We start from the raw sequence: 20,586 nt of genomic DNA on the forward strand, positions 1-20,586 counted from the left end.
CCATGACAACAAAAGACAAAGTACTTCATTTATTGAAAAAGACGCCAGATTTTCTTTCCGGAGAAAAGTTAGCACAGCAACTGGAAGTTTCCCGGACAAGTATTTGGAAAGCCATCAAAGAATTGGAAAAGGCAGGCTATCGTTTTGAGCACGGGCCTACAGGGTATCGTTACTTGCCCTCTGACGTACTAGATGCAAAAGAAATCCAGCAAAAGCTACGGTCTTTTATTCCCGATTTGAAGGTACAAACGATGTTGACTTCTGAATCTACGATGAAAGATGCCAAACTGGCAGCAGCTCACGGAGATTCTGTTTCGAAATTATTTGTTGCTGATACACAAGAACAAGCTCGTGGACGTTTTGGACGACCTTTTTTTGCCGAACCTGGACGAGGAATCTACATGAGTCTCTTGCTCCATCCAGACAAACGGTTTGATGAACTGCCTCAATATACGATCATCGCAGCCAGTGCCTGTGTGAAAGCCATTGAATCTGTTACCGGTCGTTCTGCTTCGATCAAATGGGTCAATGACATCTACATGGATGGAAAAAAAGTCTGTGGGATTTTATCTGAAGCAGTCAGTGATATGGAAAGCGGCAGAATCAGTCATATCATCATCGGGATCGGGCTGAATTTTTCTGTTCCTCAAAATCATTTTCCAACTGATCTCCAAGAAAAAGCCACCTCTGTCTTTCCTGATGGACAAGCGAGTATCACAAGGAATCAGCTAATCAGCAAAATCTGGCAGGAATTGTTCACCTATCTTTCTCAACCGAAAAAAGCATTGGACTTTTATAAAGAAAAATCATTCGTATTGGGAAAAACCGTGTCGTTCAATCAAAAAGGAACGACTTATGTCGGACTTGCAAAAGAAATCGGTGATCACGGCGAACTGATCGTCCAAACAAATGGACAGGAAATGAGTTTGTCTTCTGGCGAAATCAGTCTCACATCTATCCGTACGCAATAATAGCAGATTTCACAAAAGGACACCTGATCTCATACAGTGTCCTTTTTTCTGAGTTCTCTTCAAACGACTCTCCTTATTCTCTTGACTTACCTTTTTCTATCCTCTAGAAAAAGGTGTTCTAAACGTATCAAGAAAGCATGGTACACTTTCTTTAAAGGAATCCATGCAAAAAACAGGAGAAACATGCGTTTGTACAGCAAAAAGAGATAGAGGACCGATTCCTTTTCTCGGTTTTCTATCTCTTTTCTATCAATGGTGGTAAAGCTGATTATTGTTTCTATTCAGTTTTTTTATGATACCCACACAGGACTATTTGCTAGTCCTGTGTGAAAATACTTATGCGATCATAAGTTATGTGCTTGTTTCCTAAAAAATATCTATCTCCTCATCGTTCTTTTTATTGAGGAACGATGTCGATAGAGCCGATATAGCCTACGCGATAATTTTCGATGACTATCAGTGGCAGGCATTGCCGATACCATCTTCTCCCCCAGGATTGAGATCGTTCACCTTTTCTTCTTGAAGCGTGCGACTGATATTGAGCACGTGATTTTCCGCTTGCAAGTCTTCATTGATGAACATATTTATCATACTCGTCAACACTAGCGTTGATAGTAATAGACTACCAATGATTTTCTTTTTCAATCCAATTACTCCCCCTTTATTATCTATGTAGCAACCAACTTACAACTAAAAAATCAACGCATCCCATCCCCCCTGTCTGACATTCTCGTGTTTCCATCTCCTATGATAAAGGACTATTTTGTTTTTTAATCTTTTTGTATGCGATTGCAACACTTTTAATAACATATTTGTTATTTTTTCCTGTTTGCTACATAGATAGAACAATAAATAGAGTGATCAAGAAAGTTCTTTTGCTTTTGGAAAAAACTTCAGCTGGTTCTCCGGTGCTTCGCACACCACTTGCATTTTGAATTTTTTCTCTGCGACAGAACGGATCAAAAATTTGTCTGCGCTCGTCAATTTTATCCCGCTTTCTTTTTCGATGTCTTCAAACGTAAATGCTTGTTTCTCTCCTTTTAACCGAAGAATCAGGGGCGAAACATCTGTACGTGTTAAATTAGTGATGAGTTTTTTCAAATGCATCCTCCTCGATTTGATTTTTGTGGACAGCTGTTTTTCGCTTAGATAGACAGTAAAAAATCGGCTGATTCCTCTGCCAACTTCACTTATGTTTTTACTATAACATGTTTTTTTTCATGCCTTGGGACCATAATTTCTAAAAATAAAAAAGAATGATACGAAGAAAAAAAGCCTTTGACAACGAGGATAAATGAGGATTGAAAAAAATCGGTACGAATCTTTTTTCATAAAGAAGCACCTTGTTTTATTTTTTATGGAAAATATCAGAAAACCGTACCAGATATTTTCCACCTTAGAAAAAGACGGAACAAAAACAAAAAGAAAGCATGATAAAGTGAATACAAAGATACAAATAAAAAAAGAAAAGAGGAATTGACATGCCAAAAGAAGATATTGCAAATTCACCAGATTATAGGCAAGAAACACTATTAGATAAAATGATCAATGAGATTAAAGACCCTACAACAAAAAATCTTGCAGCACAACTCCGAGATAATATAAATGTTATGGAAAGTACACCCAAACATGGAAAACATACACCTGAATACAAAATAGTTGAAGATAACAAGGTATATGCGAAGGCAGAATTAAAAGCATCAAAATTACGAGAAGAACTGAAAACACGAGCACCAGAAATATTAAAGACCTTTGATAATACTAGAAAAACAATGGCGAAACAAAAGGCACAACAGAAGCAAAAAGAACAATCATTTAAAAAACAAGAGGCAAAACAAGAGACCAGTTTAAATGATTTTAAGTCGCTGCTAGCTAAACAAACAAATAATTTAAAACAATGTAAAAAGGTAGATACATTCATGAATAGACTTTTTAACAAAAATAAGATCACAAATGCAATACAAAATTACGTAACTACTCAAGTAAAAATTGATAATGCACTCAGAGCTGATCAATCTTTAGGTTGGAATGCTAGGCAAGAGATGGCGAAACTAGAAAATCCACCTCAAAAATTACAAAAAGCAGTTGAGGACTACAAACAGAGCCTTTCTAAAAGCCTAACCTCTTATCAGGAAAAAAACACACAACAACCCACCCAAGAAAAAAAATTATATAACTTAACTCAAGACGCTAGTAACAGAGCTAAGAATTCAAATCTATCAAGTCCATCGCAGTCAAAGCCTAACCCTACACGATAATACTCAAAAAGCCCATCAACCGATTTCAATCGATTGATGGGCTTTTGTGTTCGTACATCATTTTCTTCAAATCAACAGCTTTCTACCTTACGAAGCAACCTCAAATCGATAGCGGATATCCAACCCAATATTGATTTCTTGCTGATAGTTTCCAAAGTATTGCCCTTCGATCATAAACTGGGTTTGTTCGTTCGGCGCCAGCTCAGCAACTATCTGATTTGGTGTACTTTCATAAAGATCGACAAGGATATTGCTCGTCTTGTAATTCATACGAAGTTTTGCTGCTGCCCTCTCTGCAGATGGATCTGCATCAGCTGTACGTAACAGCTCCAAGTTATTTGTATTGTTCGTGATGTTGATTTCTTCCACGCTGACTTTTAGATTTCTCATCCCAGCGTTCTCGATGTAGTAAAGCGGGGAAGAAACCATTCCTTTATTTGCGTCAGTCGTTCCAAAAAGCAATTTTTTAGGAATCTTGACATCGATCCATTCCGTCGAGTTCTCCACGATAAATGGTACCGTATAGTTATACGTAGCTGTGCCACCTGTCGCTAATGTTTCTTCTACTTCGATGATCCCGTTACTTGTTCCAGCTTTACTTGTGTCAGGATATTGGATGAACTTTGTCACATGGATCGTATCGAATCCGTCAGTTGACAGATAAGATTCGATATTTTGACTTAATTCCTCTTCTGTCAATCCACTTTCAATGGTTTGCGTTTCTACTTTTAATTGGTTGATACGTAGAAGATTGAACCCATTAGCTGTCATTTCGTAAAAAGCTTGCGGATAGCCGATTACTTCTTTTACTAACTGTTCATTTCTTGAGACAGCTGTTTTATTTCCAAGTAGGTTATTCCCTGCAGAATCGAAAACTTCAAAAGAAAGCACATCACCATAGGCTAATTCATTTTGTCTAAGAACATTGTTCCAATTGCTTCTCAGTGTTTGTGCGTCCATAGCCAAGTTATTGGTCAAAAGGGAGAATCTTGGTGAAGTAAGATCACCACGATAAAATACTGCTTGTGGTGCAGAGGCTACTGGACTGAAAGAATCAAGTCCGTCTCCTTGCGTAGCTGTCAGTTTTGGCAAATTATTCTCTTCGGTCAATGACAGAACAGCTACTGTCTTATCAGAGTTTGCTACCTGATCTTGCGCGATGATCGAGTTCCCCCACTTCACTTCATAAGGAACTGTCAGTTGTACGATACCTAGTCCATCAGTTGTACGGACTTCAATATCGATTTCACGCGTACCAATCAATGACGTATCAAGTTCTGAACGTAAGGTGACTTCATATTCACTTGCATCCACTGCTACACCATTTACCTGCACATCCTTAACGAATTCTTTTAGGTCACGTCCGTCAACGCTTTCACCTAAGTTAAATGTCTGAGGGACTGCTTCAGCTTCCAAGTGTTTGATCGGAACTAAGCCATTGTCCGTTACTCGGTAGTAAGAAAAAGGTGTACCGAAGGAGTAGTTTTCCGCGACTTCATTTACCATCAATCGACTTCGACTGTGGGACTCCCCATGAAAGACTTTGATGATATTCCCCGCAGAAACTTCTAGCGGATTGCCTTGATTGAATCCATTGATTGCATTTCGGATAATCGCATTCCCTGTGACTTCATACTGATATGTGCTTGTTTCTCCGTCGAACACTTCGATGGAATAATAGACGCTACTTCCATAATAAGAATGGACTTGCATACCTTGATTCGTTCTATTGTCACCAAATGTCGAATGCAGACGCAGTGTGCCATCTGCGCTTCTCGTCAAACTATAGGCGCCAACTGTACGATCACTAAGTCCTCTTAAAGAAATCGTACTTCCCCATTTCACTTCATATGGTATTTCTACTTCCAATGAAATATTAGCTACAGTAGATGTTATCTTTACTTTAGCATTACGAGTACCTACCAAGGAAGTATCAAAACCTATGAGTTGTTCGACTTCGTATTTATCAGAAGAAATTACGCAGTTGTTTAACCCAACGTATTCAAATAAATCGTGGGGGTTTAACTCCGTAATATCTTCACCAAGGACAAAGTCTTGCTTCAGTGATTTCGCTGCTAGAACAGGTGCTGGTTCCAGCCCTTCTTCTGTCACTCTATAGTAAGCATAATCTGTTTCGTAAGTGTGATTTTTTTCTATTTCGTTTACCATTAAGTTGTTTCGATCGATATCAGAATCTCTACAAAAAACTCTGATCGTGTTACCCACAGAAACCTCCAAAGGATTACCGTGATTGAATCCATTGATTGCCTCTCCAATGAGTTGGTCTCCTCTGACAGCATATTTATATATGCTGGTTTCTCCGTCGAACACTTCCAAATGATAAAAATCACTACTTCCATAATCAGGATGGACTTGACGATCTCGATACACGCTGTTGTCCCCAAATGTCGAATGAAGATGTAGTGTGCCATCTCCATTTTTCGTCAAACTGTATGCTCCAACAGTAATATTACTGTTTCCTCTTAAAGAAATCGTACTTCCCCACTTGACGGTAATCGGCACTTCGATGACTGAAATAGCTCCCCCTGAATCTTCCAGTTGAATGCTAGCGGTCATCTCTCCAACACGGTCGATGTTTGGTCGGTTTAGATAAGTGGCTTTCAGTTCTGATGGATCGTCTCTGTCATCTGATACGTTTTCTAGCAGATCCATTGGCGAATCTGGCAATGATTCTCCTAAATACAATTCTTGCGCAATTGGATCAGCTGTTGGAGGGGCGTTTTCAACTGTAAAGGTGATCTCATAGTCATAGGAGACTGTTTTTCCTGTAGATAAAGTCTCTGTTACTCGGATCGTTCCACTTGTCGTGCCGATGACAGAAGTATCTGGATACTGGACAAATCTATCCAAGTTGATGTTCTCTACACTTGATACATCTAAGAACTCGGCTAGTCGGCTGTCTAATTCACTCTCTGTCATCCCTTGTAAAATCATATGACTTGATGTAGTCAATTTATTGATATTCAACGCGCGGTAACCGTTTGCTGTGATCTCGTAGTAGACTTCTCCGCCGTTAGAGACAAATTGCTCGTTTTCTGTCACTGCATTTTTTGTTGGATCTGCTACCCAAGCACGGACGACATCACCATAGTTGACCGTTTGTGTCCTCCAGCGGTTTAAAACATCATTCTGTCGTTCTCCTCCTTCCGCTGTTACTGCTTGATTAGCAGAATCGTTCGTTAGATCTACATTGTTTTTTTGACTCACGTCATACCAAGAAAAATTATAGTAATCTCTCCCATAGTAACCCGAATTTATAATGAAGTTGCCTTCGTTAGGTCTTATTCCTCTACTTGCAGTAATTGATGGACGAGTCCCCCGATGATGTAAGGTGAAAGCAGCAACTGTCCTCATAGCTATTGGATCACTACCACCAAACGCAATACTGTCTCCCCATATAACACCTATATTGATAGATGTATCTTGAGAAAGAGTTGTCCCATTCACAGTGACTCGAATCGATTGTGCTCTTCCAACGCTCACGGTATCTGTAGCAATAGGTGCAGCAGTCATTTCTACTTCATATTTGTCGTCATCAAGTTGCTCTCCATCTACCTCGACATCTAAAAACTGACGTAGATCAACTGTATTCATATCTGTTCCTAGCAATACCTTACTATCAGGCTTAGCCGTTACTTCAAGTTTAGGAGTCACGACAAATGGTACTGTGTAGTCGTATGTCACTGTTTTTCCTGTCGATAAGGTTTCTTCGACTTGGATTGTTCCAGTCTTTTCTCCTAAAGTAGAAGTATCTGGATAATCCAGGAATCTCACTACTCGAAGGTTCTCCTTGCCAGAAGTGTCTAGAAATCGACTGACTTGACTATCTAAAGATGCTTGCGAAGCGCCACGTTCAATCGATTGTTCTGTCGGTGTCAATGTGTTGATGTCCAATTTACGGTAGCCGTTCGTAGTGATTTCATAGTAGACTTCTCCACCATTAAAGACAAATGGCGCATCTATTGTCATTGAATTTGTCACTGCGTTCTTTTCTGGGTCTGCCACCCATGAACGGACGACATCACCATAGTTGACATAGTTGATTTGTGTATTCCAGCTATTCAAGATATCTTGGTTTCTAGCATTTCCTCTTGCTGAGACTGCTCGATCCGCGGAATCATTTGTCAAATCAAGAATATTTTTTTGACTCAAGTTGTACCAAGAAAAATTATAGTAATTTTGACCTAAATAATTTTCATTTATCACAAAATTAGTTAAACCCGAATTGTTTCTTCCTGTAACTGCAGTAATCACTGGACTTGTTCCACGATGATGTAAGGTGAAAGCAGCCACTGTCCTCATAGCTATTGGATCACTTCCACCAAACACGATACTGTCTCCCCATACGACAGGCATTTGGAAATGTATTCTTTCACTCTCATGAACGGTTCCATCCATCGTATAACGGATTCTCACCCATGCACTTTTTGATCCTACTGTCCCTACCACGTCCAAGCTACCTAAGTTAGTCTCAATGATCTCGTAACTATCTGGGCCAGAAGAAGGCAACAGGCTCCCATTAACCCTTACTATCAGACTATCTTTGTGTTCCTGAGGAAGCACACCCAAAATAAAAGGATTGGCAGGATTGGCGGTGATCTCTACAGTAGGTTCTGGTTCCCTAGTATTGACCGTAAAGTTCCCAATCGACAGATAATTGATCGGCACATCTTCTATAGGCGTAGGATCTACCTCATTACCTGAAGCTACGGCAGTAGAACCTAATACAAGATTATGGATCCCAGCTGTTAACTGATAATCGGTACGGTTGCTAGCTCTTGTTCTAGTGATCGTCCCTGACATCGTCATCGTGAAATCATTATTGTTTATCGTGTGATTCGACGTAATACTAAGATCACCAGAAGCGCCCCCGACTTCGACAACTTCCGTGCGACCGATCTGATAAGTCGTTGAATATTTATCTGTATGATTTGGCGATCGACCATAGTACATCCTATCAACAAATCTAACACCGATATTACCATTACCAACAATATACGCGATCCAGTCAGTGCCATTCCCATATACGAGAGAATGAGTCGGAATCGTAAAGCTGTAGGAAATACTGTCACCTACATTGGGACCCAGTTCCGATAAGTTGCTGACTCCCGCATTGAATCCAGGCTGGGCTGCTGCCTGATAGGAACTTTCTCCATTCCTTCTCAAATCTCCGCGATATTGGGGAAGATTGGGAAGATCAATCTGCGGACCTGGCACAGCCGTTTCTGGTACGGGAACTGCTGGCTCTGTTTGCGGTTCGACGGTTGACGGTTCGGGTGTGGTTGGTTCCGTGGATGATTCTTCTGCTACAGGATCGACTACTGCAGGAGCTTCTTCCACTTGCGGTTCGGCTATTGGTTCTGTCGGTGTTTCTTCATTTGCTGTCTCGCTACTTTCAGGCGTCAAAGATGAGACTGCGTAGACAAGGGTAGTCGGGCTGATGCTGGAAAACAGTAAGGTAAAAACTGCTAGTATTTTGAATAGTTTCATTTTTCTCTCCTCTCTCTTTTGTATTTGCACGCTTGTCTAAACATCTGTGTCTCCAGGCAAGGCTTTTTTACTTAATAAAGAAAGAGAACCGAGGAGAAGCAGCACACCTGCTGCCGTTACCCACCTGCTTGTTCTTACAGCATTCGTCTGAGGCAGATTGCCTTTAGTGTCGCTAGAACCGGATGTTCCTGACGTATCTCCACCGGTACTTTTTCCCGAATCAGTTGCGGAATCCGCAGTTGAGCCTGTATCAGGCCCAGCACTTGATCCTGTTCCAGGATCTGTACTTGGACCTGTTCCAGGTTCCGTTGGTTTTTCTGAATAGATCAGTCCGCTAACTTCGATCGTGCTTTCTTTTTCTGCTGCATCTGCCAAACCGCTTATTGATAGACAGATAACCCCCAGAAGGAAAAACAGCGGAAGGATCCCTGTTTTTTTCATTTTTTTATACCCCTATTGCTTCAAATTGCAAGACAAGCTCATATTTAGGGTTGATGGCTTCCCCAAATTGGAAATTCGCTCCGACGCTACCAGAGAAAGTAAACTCTGTGACATCGTTTTGGTTCGGCAATGTCACTAACTCGCGTGGAAATTGCGGAGCAGTCGTTGGGTTGACTAAAGAGATAGATGTACTGCTGCTGACACTATCCATGTTCAACACTAATTCCGGCACTTTGTCTGCATCTTGCCCTTTGACGAAATTGCCCACAGAGACTTTCACGCCTTTTGTCGAATTGTTTCTGATTTGATAGATTGGTGCTACGACCTTACCCTCTGTCGCATCTGTTTGTCCGAACAAGACTTTTGTCGGGATCGATACATCGATCCAATCGACTGGATCCGTTGGCCCAGGTCCTGGTCCTGGATCAGTTGGGTCCCACTCTTTAAAAGTGCCTTCTGCTGGGATCGTTGCGTTATCTTGTTTTTGGACTGATTCGTAAACCGTATTCGGATCAGGTTCGCCACCCACCCATGTATAAGCGCTTACCGTTTGCCCGATTGCCGCACTGCTTACTAATGCAAGTGCCGGCAACAACATTTTTCTTGAGACTCTCATTTCTTTTCCTCCTAAAAAATATATATTTGCTATCAGTTAACTTTCAACTATTAACTTTCCAACGACAGAAGATGTTCCGACTACATTCTTTTCGGAATCCAAAAATTGGACCGTACTGATCGTTTTGTATGTTCCTTTAGCTACTTTACGCAACAGTTTGCCTTCACTTACATATTGTTCTGGCTGGATCACTCCAGAAATGTAGATTTCATCGTCTTCTCCTTCGATATAAGTTGTCACTTCGATGGCGTATTCATTACTGGGCGGGTTTTGGATATTGACTGACCCAGGTTTGTCAGAGGTATCAAAATGCATCGTCGTATCCAACTTCAGCCGAACATAATCTTCGTCTGCTTGATCTTGCAGAAAATCACGCAACTCTTCTTCTGACATGTCCTTGATAAATGATTGATCGCCGCTATTCAAATTCATGATCACTTCCGGCTCTTTCCAGAAATGGTCATAGACAAAAAAGCCACCGAGTGCAACTACCAGTACTACTAGGGAAGCGATGATCTTTTTTTGTGTCGTTTGACCAGAATATCTTCCTCCTTTGCCGTTTTTTATCGATAGAACTTTTCTGTTTTTTCTATAAAAACAAATGGCTCTGTTTTTGTTTTTCCATAATGTTTTTATCGATAAAACTGCCTACCTGCTAATACTTTATCAGACTAAGAACACACCCTCAGAACAGTTTTTTCCTTTTATAGAAATATGTGGATGACCAGAAAAGTGAAATAAACTTCCTTCTTATTGGATTATTTATTAGGACGAAATAGTAACCGATTACAATAAAAAATGGAGGGATTTGAAATGAAAAAGAGAAAATCACGTTTACTGACGGCTTCACTACTATTTAGTACATTCCTTACTACTATACAGATCGTGGATGCCAATCAACTGAAATCAAAAAAGAACTTGCGACTTGTTTTTGTCGTAAGTTCTTTTTTATTTAGTGCCTTAGTCTTTCAATCCCAATAAACGTCTCGCATAGATCACCTGACCAGAGTGCATGGCAGCGTCATCAATAATAGAAACGAGACGCATCCCACGTGTGACTGGTGGTGTCCAGTTCTCGTCAATTACTTCATCTAGTTCGGAAGGTTCTAACCCTCTTAAATAAGAAATAGCAGAATCAGAAGCAGCCCGCAAGTATCCTAGCAAGACTTCTACTTGATTAGCTTGGATCTGTTTTGCTTGTTCCAGACTGTGCTTCCAAACTTGTTCGTCATCTGCTATCGTCATCGGAAACCGGCTTTCCCAATCTTGGCTGTGCCAAATTGGAGAGGTACTGGCTAAATCAGCAATCTGGAAATCCAATTCTCGAGCGGTATGCCAAGCCAGCCAAGTCATTGATTTGATTTGCGGAGCTCTGTCTTCCACTGGAAAACGGTTGGCCTCCTCAATAGAGACGCCTTCAAACAAGCGTTCAAATCGCTCGTATGCTCGGTCCACACTCTCGCATAACATATCTAAATAATTCATCTGTTTTCCTCCTTTTTATTTATCCTACTTGCTTTTTCCTAACTCTAGGATTTCTACTTATATGTTACTACACCCCCTCACTTTTTACACTTTCCAGTCACTAGCATGATCGTTTGGAGATTGAAAGAGAAAGATATTCTCTATTTTCCACTTGAACAAAAATCAACAAAATGAATGATTCATTAATATTGTTTAAATAAATAATGATTTTTTAAACGAACAGTTTAAGCTTAGGAAAAAAAGAGTATAATAGGAAAATGTTTGAAATGAAAGGAAGGGAAAAGATGAAAAAAAGGGTAAGTTTATTAGTATTAGCTGCTTTATTGTTCAACATCTTTTCGTATGGTGTGGCTGTTTCAGCGGAAACATATATTCCTAAAGATCCTGGGAATGTTTATAATGATTTAACTGGTAATTATGGTTTGCTGGGAATTGCTAGTCAATTCCATGTATTTGCCAAAAACAAGACAACGGTTAATGCCCATACAGACGGAAATATAGCAACACATGAACTGGATGCAAATAATAATTTTGGGACAGAGCTTCATGAAGGCTTATTGAACCAAGAGATCAATTATATACAAAAAACTGATTCTTTCATTAATTCTTCTGGAATCCCTACTGGCGACACAAGAGTAAATAAATTTGTCGTTGGTAGTAATGTGGATGTAGCATTACAAGATGGACGTCCTACGGTTAATGGAGCAAGGCTTGATCACTTAACTCCAGATGATTTCTATAAAGATCGTGATGGAAACGAATATATTGATTTCGAGCAAGAGTTTGCTAGATTGAATGTAGCAGCAAATGACCTTGCAACTGCCACTCCAGTTAAAACATATACTGCTGCGGATTTTCCAGACATGAATAATCGAACCATTGACTTGACTGGTTTATCAGATTCTGGATTTTTATTGGTAAATATCGACGCAGAAGTGTTAACGATGAATACGCCACTTCAAATCATTAATCCAAGTGATCAAGTAGTCGTATTTAATGTCATCAACAGTTCTTCTGCATTGAACGTACAGTCACCAATCAAATACAATGATCGTTCCAATCATGAAACAGAAGATTTTTCGGATGCGAATATCTCTTGGAATTTCGGAAATGAGATGACTGATTTGACAATCAGTGCTCCTTTTCAGGGTACGATCCTTGCGCCTAATGCCACTATTCACATTACTCAAAACCAAGACGGAACGATTATAGGGACAAATGTGATTTTAGATGCGGCTACCAATCGTTGGGATCCTAACGAAATATTTATCAGCGACAATGGTACAGGCGGTACAGATACCACGACCACAAGTGATAGCACAGATACAACGTCCACAAGTGATAGTACTGACACAACGACTTCAAGTGATAGCTCGGATACAACGTCCACAAGTGATAGTACTGACACAACGACTACAAGTGACAGCACAGATACAACTACAACAAGTGATAGTACCGACACAACAACTACAAGCGATAGCTCGGATACAACGTCCACAAGTGATAGTACTGACACAACGACTACAACCGATAGCACAGATACTACTACCACAAGTGATAGTACCGACACAACGACTACAACCGATAGTACTGATACAACAGCTTCAAGTGATAGCACAGATACAACGACTACAAGCGATAGTACCGACACAACTGCTTCAAGCGATAGCACAGATACAACTACCACAAGTAATAGTACTGACACAACAACTTCAAGTGATAGCACGGATACAACTCGAACAACAAGTGATAGTACTGATACAACGACTACAAGCGATAGCACAGATACAACGACTACAAGCGATAGTACCGACACAACTGCTTCAAGCGATAGCACAGATCCAACTACCACAAGTAATAGTACTGACACAACAACTTCAAGTGATAGCACGGATACAACTCGAACAACAAGTGATAGTACTGATACAACGACTACAAGCGATAGCACGGATTCTACTACCACTTCAAGTGACAGTACCGATACGACAACTACCACATCAAGTGATGGTACAGGTACAACGACTACAAGCGATAGCTCAGATACTACTCGAACAATAAGTGACAGTACCGATACGGCAGATACAACATTTATCACAAGTGATAGTCGTCATGCAAGTGTCTCTTTCCCAAGAACAAGTTCGGATAACAAGACGAACGTCAACTTAACTAATAAAACAAGCGATGATCATTTAAACAAATCAAAAAAAGTACTTCCTAAAACTGGAAGTCAATCAAATAATTGGATAACAGTCGCAGGCGTTATATTACTTGTAATCGGTTTAAGAATCACTTTCATGAGTCATAAGAAGTCGAAAAGATAAAAAAATGATCCGAGATAAAAAATAAAGGGCAACGTCAGTTAGCGACGTTGCTCTTTATTTTTGCTTGTTAACATCAAAAAATCCATTTCAAGTGATCCAAAACACGCAGATTTCATCCTTAGGAATTTATCCACGTGTTGCACCAAATTCTATTCAGTCTTTGCGGTCTAGAATCAATTGAGTAAGGGAAAAAAGATTTTCTCTCGTTCGAAGAGAGGTGTCAGGTAATTTCTTAATTTCTTTCAACGCCCTTTCGGTGTAGGCTGCTGCTAATTTCTTGGCTTCTCCCACACCTCCTGTACGTTCAACGATTTTGCGTACGGCTTCAACATCTTTTTCTGTCATTTCCGTTTTCTTCTCTAAATAAGGCAGTAAAGTCTGTTTGTTTTTTTGCAAAGAATAGATCAATGGCAAAGAATAGACTCCTTGACGCATGTCTTCTAGTACAGGTTTCCCGATTTCCTGACTCTCTTTTGTATAATCCAAAATATCATCGATAATCTGGAAGGCCATCCCGATAGAAAGTCCGATATCTCCTGCTTTTTTTGCGAAACGCTCGCTTGTTCCACTTTCAAAAGCGCCAACAGAACAACTTAGTTGGAACAATTCAGCTGTCTTACCTGAGATATTCTCCAAATATTCTTTTACAGAAAGTTCATAATTATAGCGATCATCCATCTGCCCTAATTCGCCATTCAATACTTTTTCCATACTGCGAGAATTCAATTGAAGACTTTTCAGGGAAGTCGAGTAATCAGACAATAGTTTAAAACAGCAGACGAATAAATAATCTCCTGCATAGACAGAAACGACATTCCCAAACTGACTACGGATATTAGGCTGACCACGCCGCAGATCTGCTTCATCAACGATATCATCATGAATCAGTGTGGCCGTATGGAGCATTTCGATGGAAGCTGCCAAAGCGATGGCTTTGTCCCGGTCTTGCTCTGGTCCAAATTGTGAGAACAGTAGCTGATAGGCAGGTCGCAACAGTTTTCCGCCGGCATGGATCGTTTCTTTGATTGCTTGTTCGACAGGTTTGTTTTTCAGACGGACAGTTTCTTCCATCCGTTTTAGTGTTTCTGTCAATTCTTTACTTAAAGCAGGATAGTTTTCCCACATTGGATGTAGCTTCATAAAAAAACTCCTTGTGTGACGATTATTTTTTAGTAAACATCGGGCTCCATTGTTGTTTGGTTCCCTGCTCATAATCTTTTTGGAATCGTTGCAGTGTCTGCACATGTCGTAAAAGATAATTCGCCGCGATCCCGATAGCGATTCCTGACAAGATTCCTAAAACGGAAAGGACTGGCAAGTACAGCATGACTGTCCATGATTGCGCAATGAAAGAGGCCATCAAAAGCTGACCGACATTATGCATGAACCCGCCGGCCGCACTGATTCCGATGATACTGACACGTTTGGGACCTAATTGCTTGACCAATAACATCCCAAAATAACTAAGCAGCGCACCGCTCATACTATAAAGGAACGTAGAAATCGTTCCACCTAGCAAGGTAGTCAGAAATAGTCGCAGCCACAATAACAAGAAGCTGTCCCTTTTTTTCATGGTAAAAATCGCAACGATCGTGATCAGGTTGGCTAATCCCAGTTTTGCCCCAGGCGCAAAAGCAAAAGGATAAGGGATCATATTTTCCAGTAAGCCAATGATCACTCCTTGTGCAACAAGTAGCGAAATATAAATCATTTTTTGTAATTTGCTCATGGTGTGTGAAGGTCTAATAAATCAGACTGTCTTCGTCACCCCCATCTGTTGATCGGACCTCGATCACTAATTTATGTGGTAAACAAACAATGGTTTCGCCATTTTTCGTTGCCCAGCCTCGACGTACGCAGATCTGGTCATCGCAATCTGCTTCTTTTATCCGTACTCGATCGCCATCTATCTCGATTAAGTTATAATCTCCGTGTTTATCTTTGTAAGTATATGTGTAGCTCTTTTCTCCAGCCATCAAAGGGAATGTTTTGATTTCTGTGCCATCCACACGCAGTACCGCTTCTTTTTCTGCTGTTGCGGTGTTTTGCTGAAGACCAAAAATCATGACTGGTAAAAAAGAAAGAACAGTCAAAAGAAAAATTATAAAAACATCCCAAGGTTTGAGCAGACTTTTTTCAGCAAATTCTTTAAGGCTCATTTTTGTTCTCCTTTTTCCAGATTAACTCACCCAATTTTAGCATAAAAACAAGAGGTTGTGACACCTGTGACTTGCTTTGAGTAATAAGAACGAAGAGTAGGAAACAGCTTTCCATGTTTTCTGATTCTTTGGACTTATTACCGAAAAGCAGCAGGTGGAACACCGTTTATATCAAGAGGTTGTGACAGAAGTGGGCAGCTTCAAGAAATAAGAAGGAATTTATGAAAATTGCTTCTCAAATTTTTGTGAAATTTCGTCTTATTTCCGAAGAAGCTACTTCTGGAATACCGTTTATCAGAGGTTGTGACACCTGCGTCTTGCTTTAAGCGTGGAGGCTTATCTCGGGCATCTTATTCCTTTATTTTACATAAAAAGGAGGCTGCGACGGTTTGCCTCAGCCCCTTTCTATTGAAATCTTGCATTCAAGTAACGTTGTTCATTTATTTTTATCTATTTATTTCTTGCCGTATTGGGCACTTGGTCTACCGTACCACCAATTGCCTAGTGTACGTTGTAGCCATGGAATCACCCAGCGATCCAAACCAATCGCACGACCGGAACCGTTCATCAATGCGAAAGCAACAAAAATGAACCAAATGTTTACCCAGTAAAACATACCTGATAAACAGAACGTGATCACTAATACGATCGTTGTCGCACTGCATAGCCATGTGAATAATCCAGCAATCAATGCTAATGCCAAGGCAATTTCAAAGAATACCATGAATTTCTGGAAGAACATTGCTACATCATTATTTGGCATGATCACTTGCATGATCTTTGTGAACCAGTCTGGTGACTTCTCAATCACAGCCATTGGTTCTTCTCCGTATGCATAACTCAAACCGAAATGTGCAGCATGAGTCGCTGCTTCTCCGGCACTTGCCCCTGCTCCGCTAGCAGCTGTCGTTGCGTCTCCAGCAGCAGAAGCACCACTGGCAACATCTGTTACGTTATATTCCCATGTCCAAGGGAATACGCTGTTTCCAGTGAACCATGATCCTTCACCAAACCAAGTACTTGGTTTGAACACTTCACCATTCCCAATGATTTTTTTAGAAGCTTCAACGAACCAAACTAAACCATAGAAAATACGAAGTGGCACACTCCATAAAACGTTGCCGTAACGAGAAGAATGTCCTCGAGTCACGTTGCGATCGTCTTTGATATGGAAAAACTCATGCATTAAATATTGGAACATGTAATAACCAGAACGAATATCAAAGAAGTATTTCAAATTCACGATATGTTTCATTACGATAGCTAAAAATCCACTTAGATGAATCTTATCAAATAGGTTAGCTACCCCCCATTTAGCACCAATAGAAACCATAAATCCTTGATAGTTTCCTTTAAATTTATGCTTTTCTCCGCCTTTGATCGAAGCCACGATATTCGCTGCGGCTGTGTGTCCTGTTTGTTCAGCAGCTTGGACGATTTGCGGTGTCGGTGTTCCTGGAAACTCTTCATAAAAGACTAAATCACCGATGATATAGATGTTTTTATCTTCGTAGCCTTTTGCCTGCATGTATTCATTGGCGATCAACCGCTGTCCCCGTGCTGCTTCTAATCCAAAGTCAGCAGCGTCAGAAGTTCCTTTAACACCAGCTGTCCAAATCAGTGTGTGGGTCGGAATGTTGCGTCCGTCCTTCAGCTTGATATGATCCGCAGCCACTTCTACGATTGGTGCGTTCAATAATAATTCTACATTGTGCTTACGCAAATAGCGTTCAGCTTTTGCAGCATCATTTCGGTCTAACATATTCAAGATCGTCGGCATTGCCTCTACGACCATTAGTGTGATCTCGTTTGGATCTAACTTATAATCTTTGGCTAAGCGATTTTTCCAGTCGATCAGTTCCCCAATCATTTCAATACCGGTAAACCCAGAACCACAGACAACGAAAGTCAGCATGGCTTTACGCAACTCATCATTTGGTTCCAATGCAGCTTTTGCTACTGTTTTCTCAATATGTTCACGAATCCTTACAGAGTCTTCAAATGACCAAAGAGTGAATCCGTGTGCTTTGACACCAGGTGTACCAAAGTCATTCGGCTCTCCGCCCATTCCAAGGATCAGCTGATCAAAAGGATAGGAACCTAATTTGGTCTTGACGATTTTCTGTTCTTTATCGATACCGACTACAGTGTCTGTGACAAGCTGTACATTCTTTTGACGAGCAAACAAATGCTGCAGATCGTATTGGATTGCTTCTGGTTCTACACGTCCGCCAGCTACTTCATGCAACTCGGTCATCATAGTATGGTACGAATGACGATCGATCAGAGTAATTGCTACATCTTCTTTTTTCAGTTTCTTTGCCAAGTATTTTGTAGCTGAAACACCGGCATATCCTGCTCCTACAACGACAATATTTTGCTTTGCCATTGATCATCCGCTCCTTATAGACTATCTATATAATGAATATATGATAATTCTTTTAGTTTGATACTTATTACACAATCTCCATATATTATATAGATGTTCTGTTCTTTTGTCTAACTCCTTTTGGATTTTTTTCAAATTTTAAAATAAAGCGTTTTTTCACGAAATTTGCTGAAAGAAAACGTTTGAAATATTACATGGGTTATTTATCGAAAATAGTTGACTTATAGGCTAAAAAGATTAGAATGTATAATGAATCACAAAGAAAAATTGTGGACTAAAAATGGAATGGTGGGGTATTAAAATGAAGAAAAAACGTTTTGTAACTGGATTTGCCGTGTTAGCATTTTCAGCTCTAGTGTTAGGCGCTTGCGGCGCAGATGACAACGGAAGTTCAAATTCTTCTTCTGAATCATCTACAGCACAATCTTCGACTGCAAAAAGCACAACAGAATCATCTGCAAAAGTTGTTGCTGGCGGAGACTTGCAAGACGGCACATATAAATTAGAAGAAAAAAATTATTCAAATGGTTACCGCGCAGTCTTTGAAATGGTTGTAAAAGACGGCAAAATCACTGAATCAAAATATGATAACGTCAATGAAAACGGCGAATCTAAAACAAAAGATGCAGAATACAACAAAAACATGGAAGCTAAATCTGGCACAAATCCAGAAAAATACATTCCTGAGTTGAATGACCAATTCTTAAAAGCACAAAGCGCAAGCGGTGTGGAAGTCGTAACTGGAGCTACTCACTCATCTGAAAGCTTCCAAAACTACGCACAACAATTGATCCAAGCTGCTCAAGCTGGTAACACAGATACAATCGAAATCGACAATGGTGCTGATTTGAAAGACGGCACTTACAAGCTAGAAGAAAAGAACTACTCTAACGGCTACCGTGTGCAATTCGAAATGACAGTTGCTGGCGGCAAAGTAACTGAATCAAACTTTGATTATATCGACAAAGACGGTAAATCAAAACAAGATGATACAGAATACAATGAAAACATGAAAGCCAAAAGCGGGACAGAACCAAAAACTTACATCCCTACTCTTAACGATGAATTCGTCAAAGCAATGGGTGAAGAAGACGGCTCACCAGCTGATGTAGAAGTTGTTACAGGTGCTACACACAGCTCACATTCATTCATCATGTACGCACAACAATTAGTGAATGCAGCTGAAAAAGGCGACACTCAAACAATCGAAGTAGATAATATCGTAACAGAAAAATAATCACATAATCATACGAATAAAAGTTGGAGGGTGGGACGATAGCCAGGTTAGGCAGTCGTCTCACCTTTCAAAATGAAGAGAGGAAAACAATGCGGAAAAAACTACTATTTTCCTTAATCACACTGAGCATCTCTTTTATGATGCTAACTGGCTGCACTAACTCAACAAAAAATACAACCACTGAAAGTTCAGCATCTACCAAGATCTTAAAAGATCCGTACTCTGATGAACAGTTCTTGTTAGGGACTTACGTTCGTATCCGTGTGTATGATGAAGGCAAAGAATCAGCATTGAAACCTGCCTTTGATCGAGTAAAAGAACTTGGTGATAAAATCACGATCAATCAAAAAGGTTCCGAGATCGATGAAGTGAATGAACAAGCTGGTATCAAACCAGTAAAAGTTTCTGACGACGTCTACACGTTAGTAAAACGAGCCTATGAATACAGCCAAGATTCTCAAGGCGGATTCGATATGGCAATTGGTGCGATCACTCAATTATGGCGAATCGGTTTTGATGACGCCAGAAAACCTTCACAAGAAGAAATCGATCAGGCATTGAAATTAGTGGATTATCATAAGATCGAACTAAATGACAAAGAAAAAACGGTCTATCTAAAAGAAAAAGGGATGATCATCGACTTAGGTGCAATCGCCAAAGGCTACATTACGGACGAAGTAGTAAAAGTCTTGAAAAAACAAGGTGTGACTACTGCTATCGTTGACTTAGGTGGGAATGTCTATGTCTTAGGACACAGCCCAAGAGGCGAAAATCAAGACTGGACAGTTGGCATCCAAGATCCAAATATGGCTCGTGGCTCTGTTCTAGGTTCTATCAAAGAACGGAACAAAACGTTAGTTACTTCTGGAATTTACGAGCGCTATTTAGAAGTAGATGGCAAAAAATACCATCATTTGTTCGATCCAAAAACGGGTTACCCGTTCGACAACGATATCGCAAGTGTCACGATCATAACAGATAAATCGATCGATGGTGATGGTCTGTCTACAGCAGTCTTTTCAATGGGTGTGAAAAAAGGTCTGGAATATGTCGAAAGCGAATTGAACAATGGGACGGAAGCAATCTTCGTAACGAAAGATGATAAAGTATATGTGACCGATCCAATTAAAGACACTTTCAAATTATCTGAGGATTCCCATTACACGATGGGTGACCGTTCTGAATTAAAATAAGGAGC

Annotated in this window: 17 protein-coding genes; 6 read left to right on the forward strand and 11 right to left on the reverse strand. The window is 40.2% G+C overall.

The window, feature by feature from the left end; all coding sequences use genetic code 11:
- The first annotated feature begins 2 nt into the window (after positions 1–2).
- A complete protein-coding gene (locus KFO35_RS01770) occupies positions 3–971 on the forward strand; it encodes a biotin--[acetyl-CoA-carboxylase] ligase (protein ID WP_070704735.1) in 969 nt (322 codons plus the stop codon).
- 456 nt (positions 972–1,427) lie between these two features.
- On the opposite strand, the gene KFO35_RS01775 is transcribed toward KFO35_RS01770, so the two are convergent.
- Both KFO35_RS01775 and KFO35_RS01780 read right to left on the reverse strand, forming a co-directional pair.
- Positions 1,428–1,616 carry a hypothetical protein gene (locus KFO35_RS01775; RefSeq protein ID WP_002315817.1) on the reverse strand — a complete coding sequence of 63 codons (189 nt, stop codon included), beginning with the start codon at positions 1,614–1,616 and terminating at the stop codon, positions 1,428–1,430.
- Between the two features lie 216 nt (positions 1,617–1,832).
- On the reverse strand, positions 1,833–2,078 hold the full coding sequence (locus KFO35_RS01780) for a hypothetical protein (protein WP_002310557.1): 246 nt from the start codon (positions 2,076–2,078) through the stop codon (positions 1,833–1,835).
- Between the two features lie 374 nt (positions 2,079–2,452).
- Here KFO35_RS01780 and KFO35_RS01785 point away from each other — a divergent pair, with 374 nt between their 5' ends.
- Positions 2,453–3,229 (forward strand): hypothetical protein, encoded by a 777-nt coding sequence (locus KFO35_RS01785; protein WP_002315815.1) that lies wholly within the window; start codon positions 2,453–2,455, stop codon positions 3,227–3,229.
- A gap of 87 nt (positions 3,230–3,316) precedes the next feature.
- On the opposite strand, the gene KFO35_RS01790 is transcribed toward KFO35_RS01785, so the two are convergent.
- The 4 genes from KFO35_RS01790 to KFO35_RS01805 are packed head-to-tail and all read right to left on the reverse strand — an operon-like array spanning position 3,317 to position 10,229.
- Positions 3,317–8,740 carry a putative mucin/carbohydrate-binding domain-containing protein gene (locus KFO35_RS01790; RefSeq protein WP_025477338.1) on the reverse strand — a complete coding sequence of 1,808 codons (5,424 nt, stop codon included), beginning with the start codon at positions 8,738–8,740 and terminating at the stop codon, positions 3,317–3,319.
- A gap of 36 nt (positions 8,741–8,776) precedes the next feature.
- Complete coding sequence (locus tag KFO35_RS01795; protein ID WP_002315813.1) at positions 8,777–9,181, reverse strand: LPXTG cell wall anchor domain-containing protein; 405 nt, start codon at positions 9,179–9,181, stop codon at positions 8,777–8,779.
- 4 nt (positions 9,182–9,185) lie between these two features.
- A complete protein-coding gene (locus tag KFO35_RS01800) occupies positions 9,186–9,797 on the reverse strand; it encodes a hypothetical protein (RefSeq protein ID WP_002315812.1) in 612 nt (203 codons plus the stop codon).
- A gap of 36 nt (positions 9,798–9,833) precedes the next feature.
- Entirely contained in the window at positions 9,834–10,229 is a 396-nt protein-coding gene (locus KFO35_RS01805) for a hypothetical protein (RefSeq protein WP_231401893.1), read from the reverse strand.
- Positions 10,230–10,610: 381 nt separating this feature from the next.
- On the opposite strand from KFO35_RS01805, the gene KFO35_RS01810 reads away from it, so the two are divergent.
- Complete coding sequence (locus KFO35_RS01810; protein ID WP_154017557.1) at positions 10,611–10,778, forward strand: hypothetical protein; 168 nt, start codon at positions 10,611–10,613, stop codon at positions 10,776–10,778.
- Here KFO35_RS01810 and KFO35_RS01815 read toward each other — a convergent pair.
- Positions 10,758–11,282, reverse strand: a complete 525-nt coding sequence (locus KFO35_RS01815; RefSeq protein ID WP_002315810.1) for a mycothiol transferase — start codon at positions 11,280–11,282, stop codon at positions 10,758–10,760. The two genes, KFO35_RS01810 and KFO35_RS01815, sit on opposite strands and share 21 nt — an antisense overlap.
- A 284-nt stretch (positions 11,283–11,566) precedes the next feature.
- Between KFO35_RS01815 and scm the strand changes: the two genes are divergently transcribed.
- Positions 11,567–13,603 carry a collagen-binding MSCRAMM adhesin Scm gene (scm, locus tag KFO35_RS01820; RefSeq protein WP_156272048.1) on the forward strand — a complete coding sequence of 679 codons (2,037 nt, stop codon included), beginning with the start codon at positions 11,567–11,569 and terminating at the stop codon, positions 13,601–13,603.
- 153 nt (positions 13,604–13,756) lie between these two features.
- Here the strand turns inward: scm and KFO35_RS01825 are convergent, their stop codons facing one another.
- The 4 genes from KFO35_RS01825 to KFO35_RS01840 form a co-directional block, all read right to left on the reverse strand.
- A complete protein-coding gene (locus KFO35_RS01825; RefSeq protein ID WP_156272050.1) occupies positions 13,757–14,743 on the reverse strand; it encodes a polyprenyl synthetase family protein in 987 nt (328 codons plus the stop codon).
- A 22-nt stretch (positions 14,744–14,765) separates the two neighbouring features.
- Positions 14,766–15,332: a Gx transporter family protein gene (locus KFO35_RS01830; protein ID WP_042957083.1), complete on the reverse strand. Its 567-nt coding sequence runs from the start codon at positions 15,330–15,332 to the stop codon at positions 14,766–14,768.
- A 13-nt stretch (positions 15,333–15,345) separates the two neighbouring features.
- The gene (locus tag KFO35_RS01835) at positions 15,346–15,762 is read right to left on the reverse strand and encodes a NusG domain II-containing protein (protein WP_002315806.1); all 417 of its coding nucleotides are present in this window, start codon (positions 15,760–15,762) and stop codon (positions 15,346–15,348) included.
- Between the two features lie 454 nt (positions 15,763–16,216).
- Complete coding sequence (locus KFO35_RS01840) at positions 16,217–18,151, reverse strand: NAD(P)/FAD-dependent oxidoreductase (RefSeq protein ID WP_002315805.1); 1,935 nt, start codon at positions 18,149–18,151, stop codon at positions 16,217–16,219.
- A gap of 301 nt (positions 18,152–18,452) precedes the next feature.
- Here KFO35_RS01840 and pplA point away from each other — a divergent pair, with 301 nt between their 5' ends.
- Together pplA and KFO35_RS01850 are read left to right on the forward strand one after the other, a co-directional pair.
- Complete coding sequence (gene pplA, locus KFO35_RS01845) at positions 18,453–19,388, forward strand: extracellular electron transfer flavoprotein PplA (RefSeq protein ID WP_002307821.1); 936 nt, start codon at positions 18,453–18,455, stop codon at positions 19,386–19,388.
- Between the two features lie 89 nt (positions 19,389–19,477).
- Positions 19,478–20,581 carry an FAD:protein FMN transferase gene (locus KFO35_RS01850; protein ID WP_025477335.1) on the forward strand — a complete coding sequence of 368 codons (1,104 nt, stop codon included), beginning with the start codon at positions 19,478–19,480 and terminating at the stop codon, positions 20,579–20,581.
- Positions 20,582–20,586 lie beyond the last annotated feature (5 nt).

It is taken from the genome of Enterococcus lactis (genome assembly GCF_015751045.1).
GTDB lineage: Bacteria > Bacillota > Bacilli > Lactobacillales > Enterococcaceae > Enterococcus_B > Enterococcus_B lactis.

Coding starts and splice junctions, on each gene's coding strand:
- KFO35_RS01770 (WP_070704735.1), top strand. CDS start 3: ATGACAACAAAAGACAAAGTACTTCATTTATTGAAAAAGACGCCAGAT.
- KFO35_RS01780 (WP_002310557.1), bottom strand. CDS start 2,078: ATGCATTTGAAAAAACTCATCACTAATTTAACACGTACAGATGTTTCG.
- KFO35_RS01785 (WP_002315815.1), top strand. CDS start 2,453: ATGCCAAAAGAAGATATTGCAAATTCACCAGATTATAGGCAAGAAACA.
- KFO35_RS01790 (WP_025477338.1), bottom strand. CDS start 8,740: ATGAAACTATTCAAAATACTAGCAGTTTTTACCTTACTGTTTTCCAGC.
- KFO35_RS01795 (WP_002315813.1), bottom strand. CDS start 9,181: ATGAAAAAAACAGGGATCCTTCCGCTGTTTTTCCTTCTGGGGGTTATC.
- KFO35_RS01800 (WP_002315812.1), bottom strand. CDS start 9,797: ATGAGAGTCTCAAGAAAAATGTTGTTGCCGGCACTTGCATTAGTAAGC.
- KFO35_RS01805 (WP_231401893.1), bottom strand. CDS start 10,229: ATGAATTTGAATAGCGGCGATCAATCATTTATCAAGGACATGTCAGAA.
- KFO35_RS01810 (WP_154017557.1), top strand. CDS start 10,611: ATGAAAAAGAGAAAATCACGTTTACTGACGGCTTCACTACTATTTAGT.
- KFO35_RS01815 (WP_002315810.1), bottom strand. CDS start 11,282: ATGAATTATTTAGATATGTTATGCGAGAGTGTGGACCGAGCATACGAG.
- scm (WP_156272048.1), top strand. CDS start 11,567: ATGAAAAAAAGGGTAAGTTTATTAGTATTAGCTGCTTTATTGTTCAAC.
- KFO35_RS01825 (WP_156272050.1), bottom strand. CDS start 14,743: ATGAAGCTACATCCAATGTGGGAAAACTATCCTGCTTTAAGTAAAGAA.
- KFO35_RS01830 (WP_042957083.1), bottom strand. CDS start 15,332: ATGAGCAAATTACAAAAAATGATTTATATTTCGCTACTTGTTGCACAA.
- KFO35_RS01835 (WP_002315806.1), bottom strand. CDS start 15,762: ATGAGCCTTAAAGAATTTGCTGAAAAAAGTCTGCTCAAACCTTGGGAT.
- KFO35_RS01840 (WP_002315805.1), bottom strand. CDS start 18,151: ATGGCAAAGCAAAATATTGTCGTTGTAGGAGCAGGATATGCCGGTGTT.
- pplA (WP_002307821.1), top strand. CDS start 18,453: ATGAAGAAAAAACGTTTTGTAACTGGATTTGCCGTGTTAGCATTTTCA.
- KFO35_RS01850 (WP_025477335.1), top strand. CDS start 19,478: ATGCGGAAAAAACTACTATTTTCCTTAATCACACTGAGCATCTCTTTT.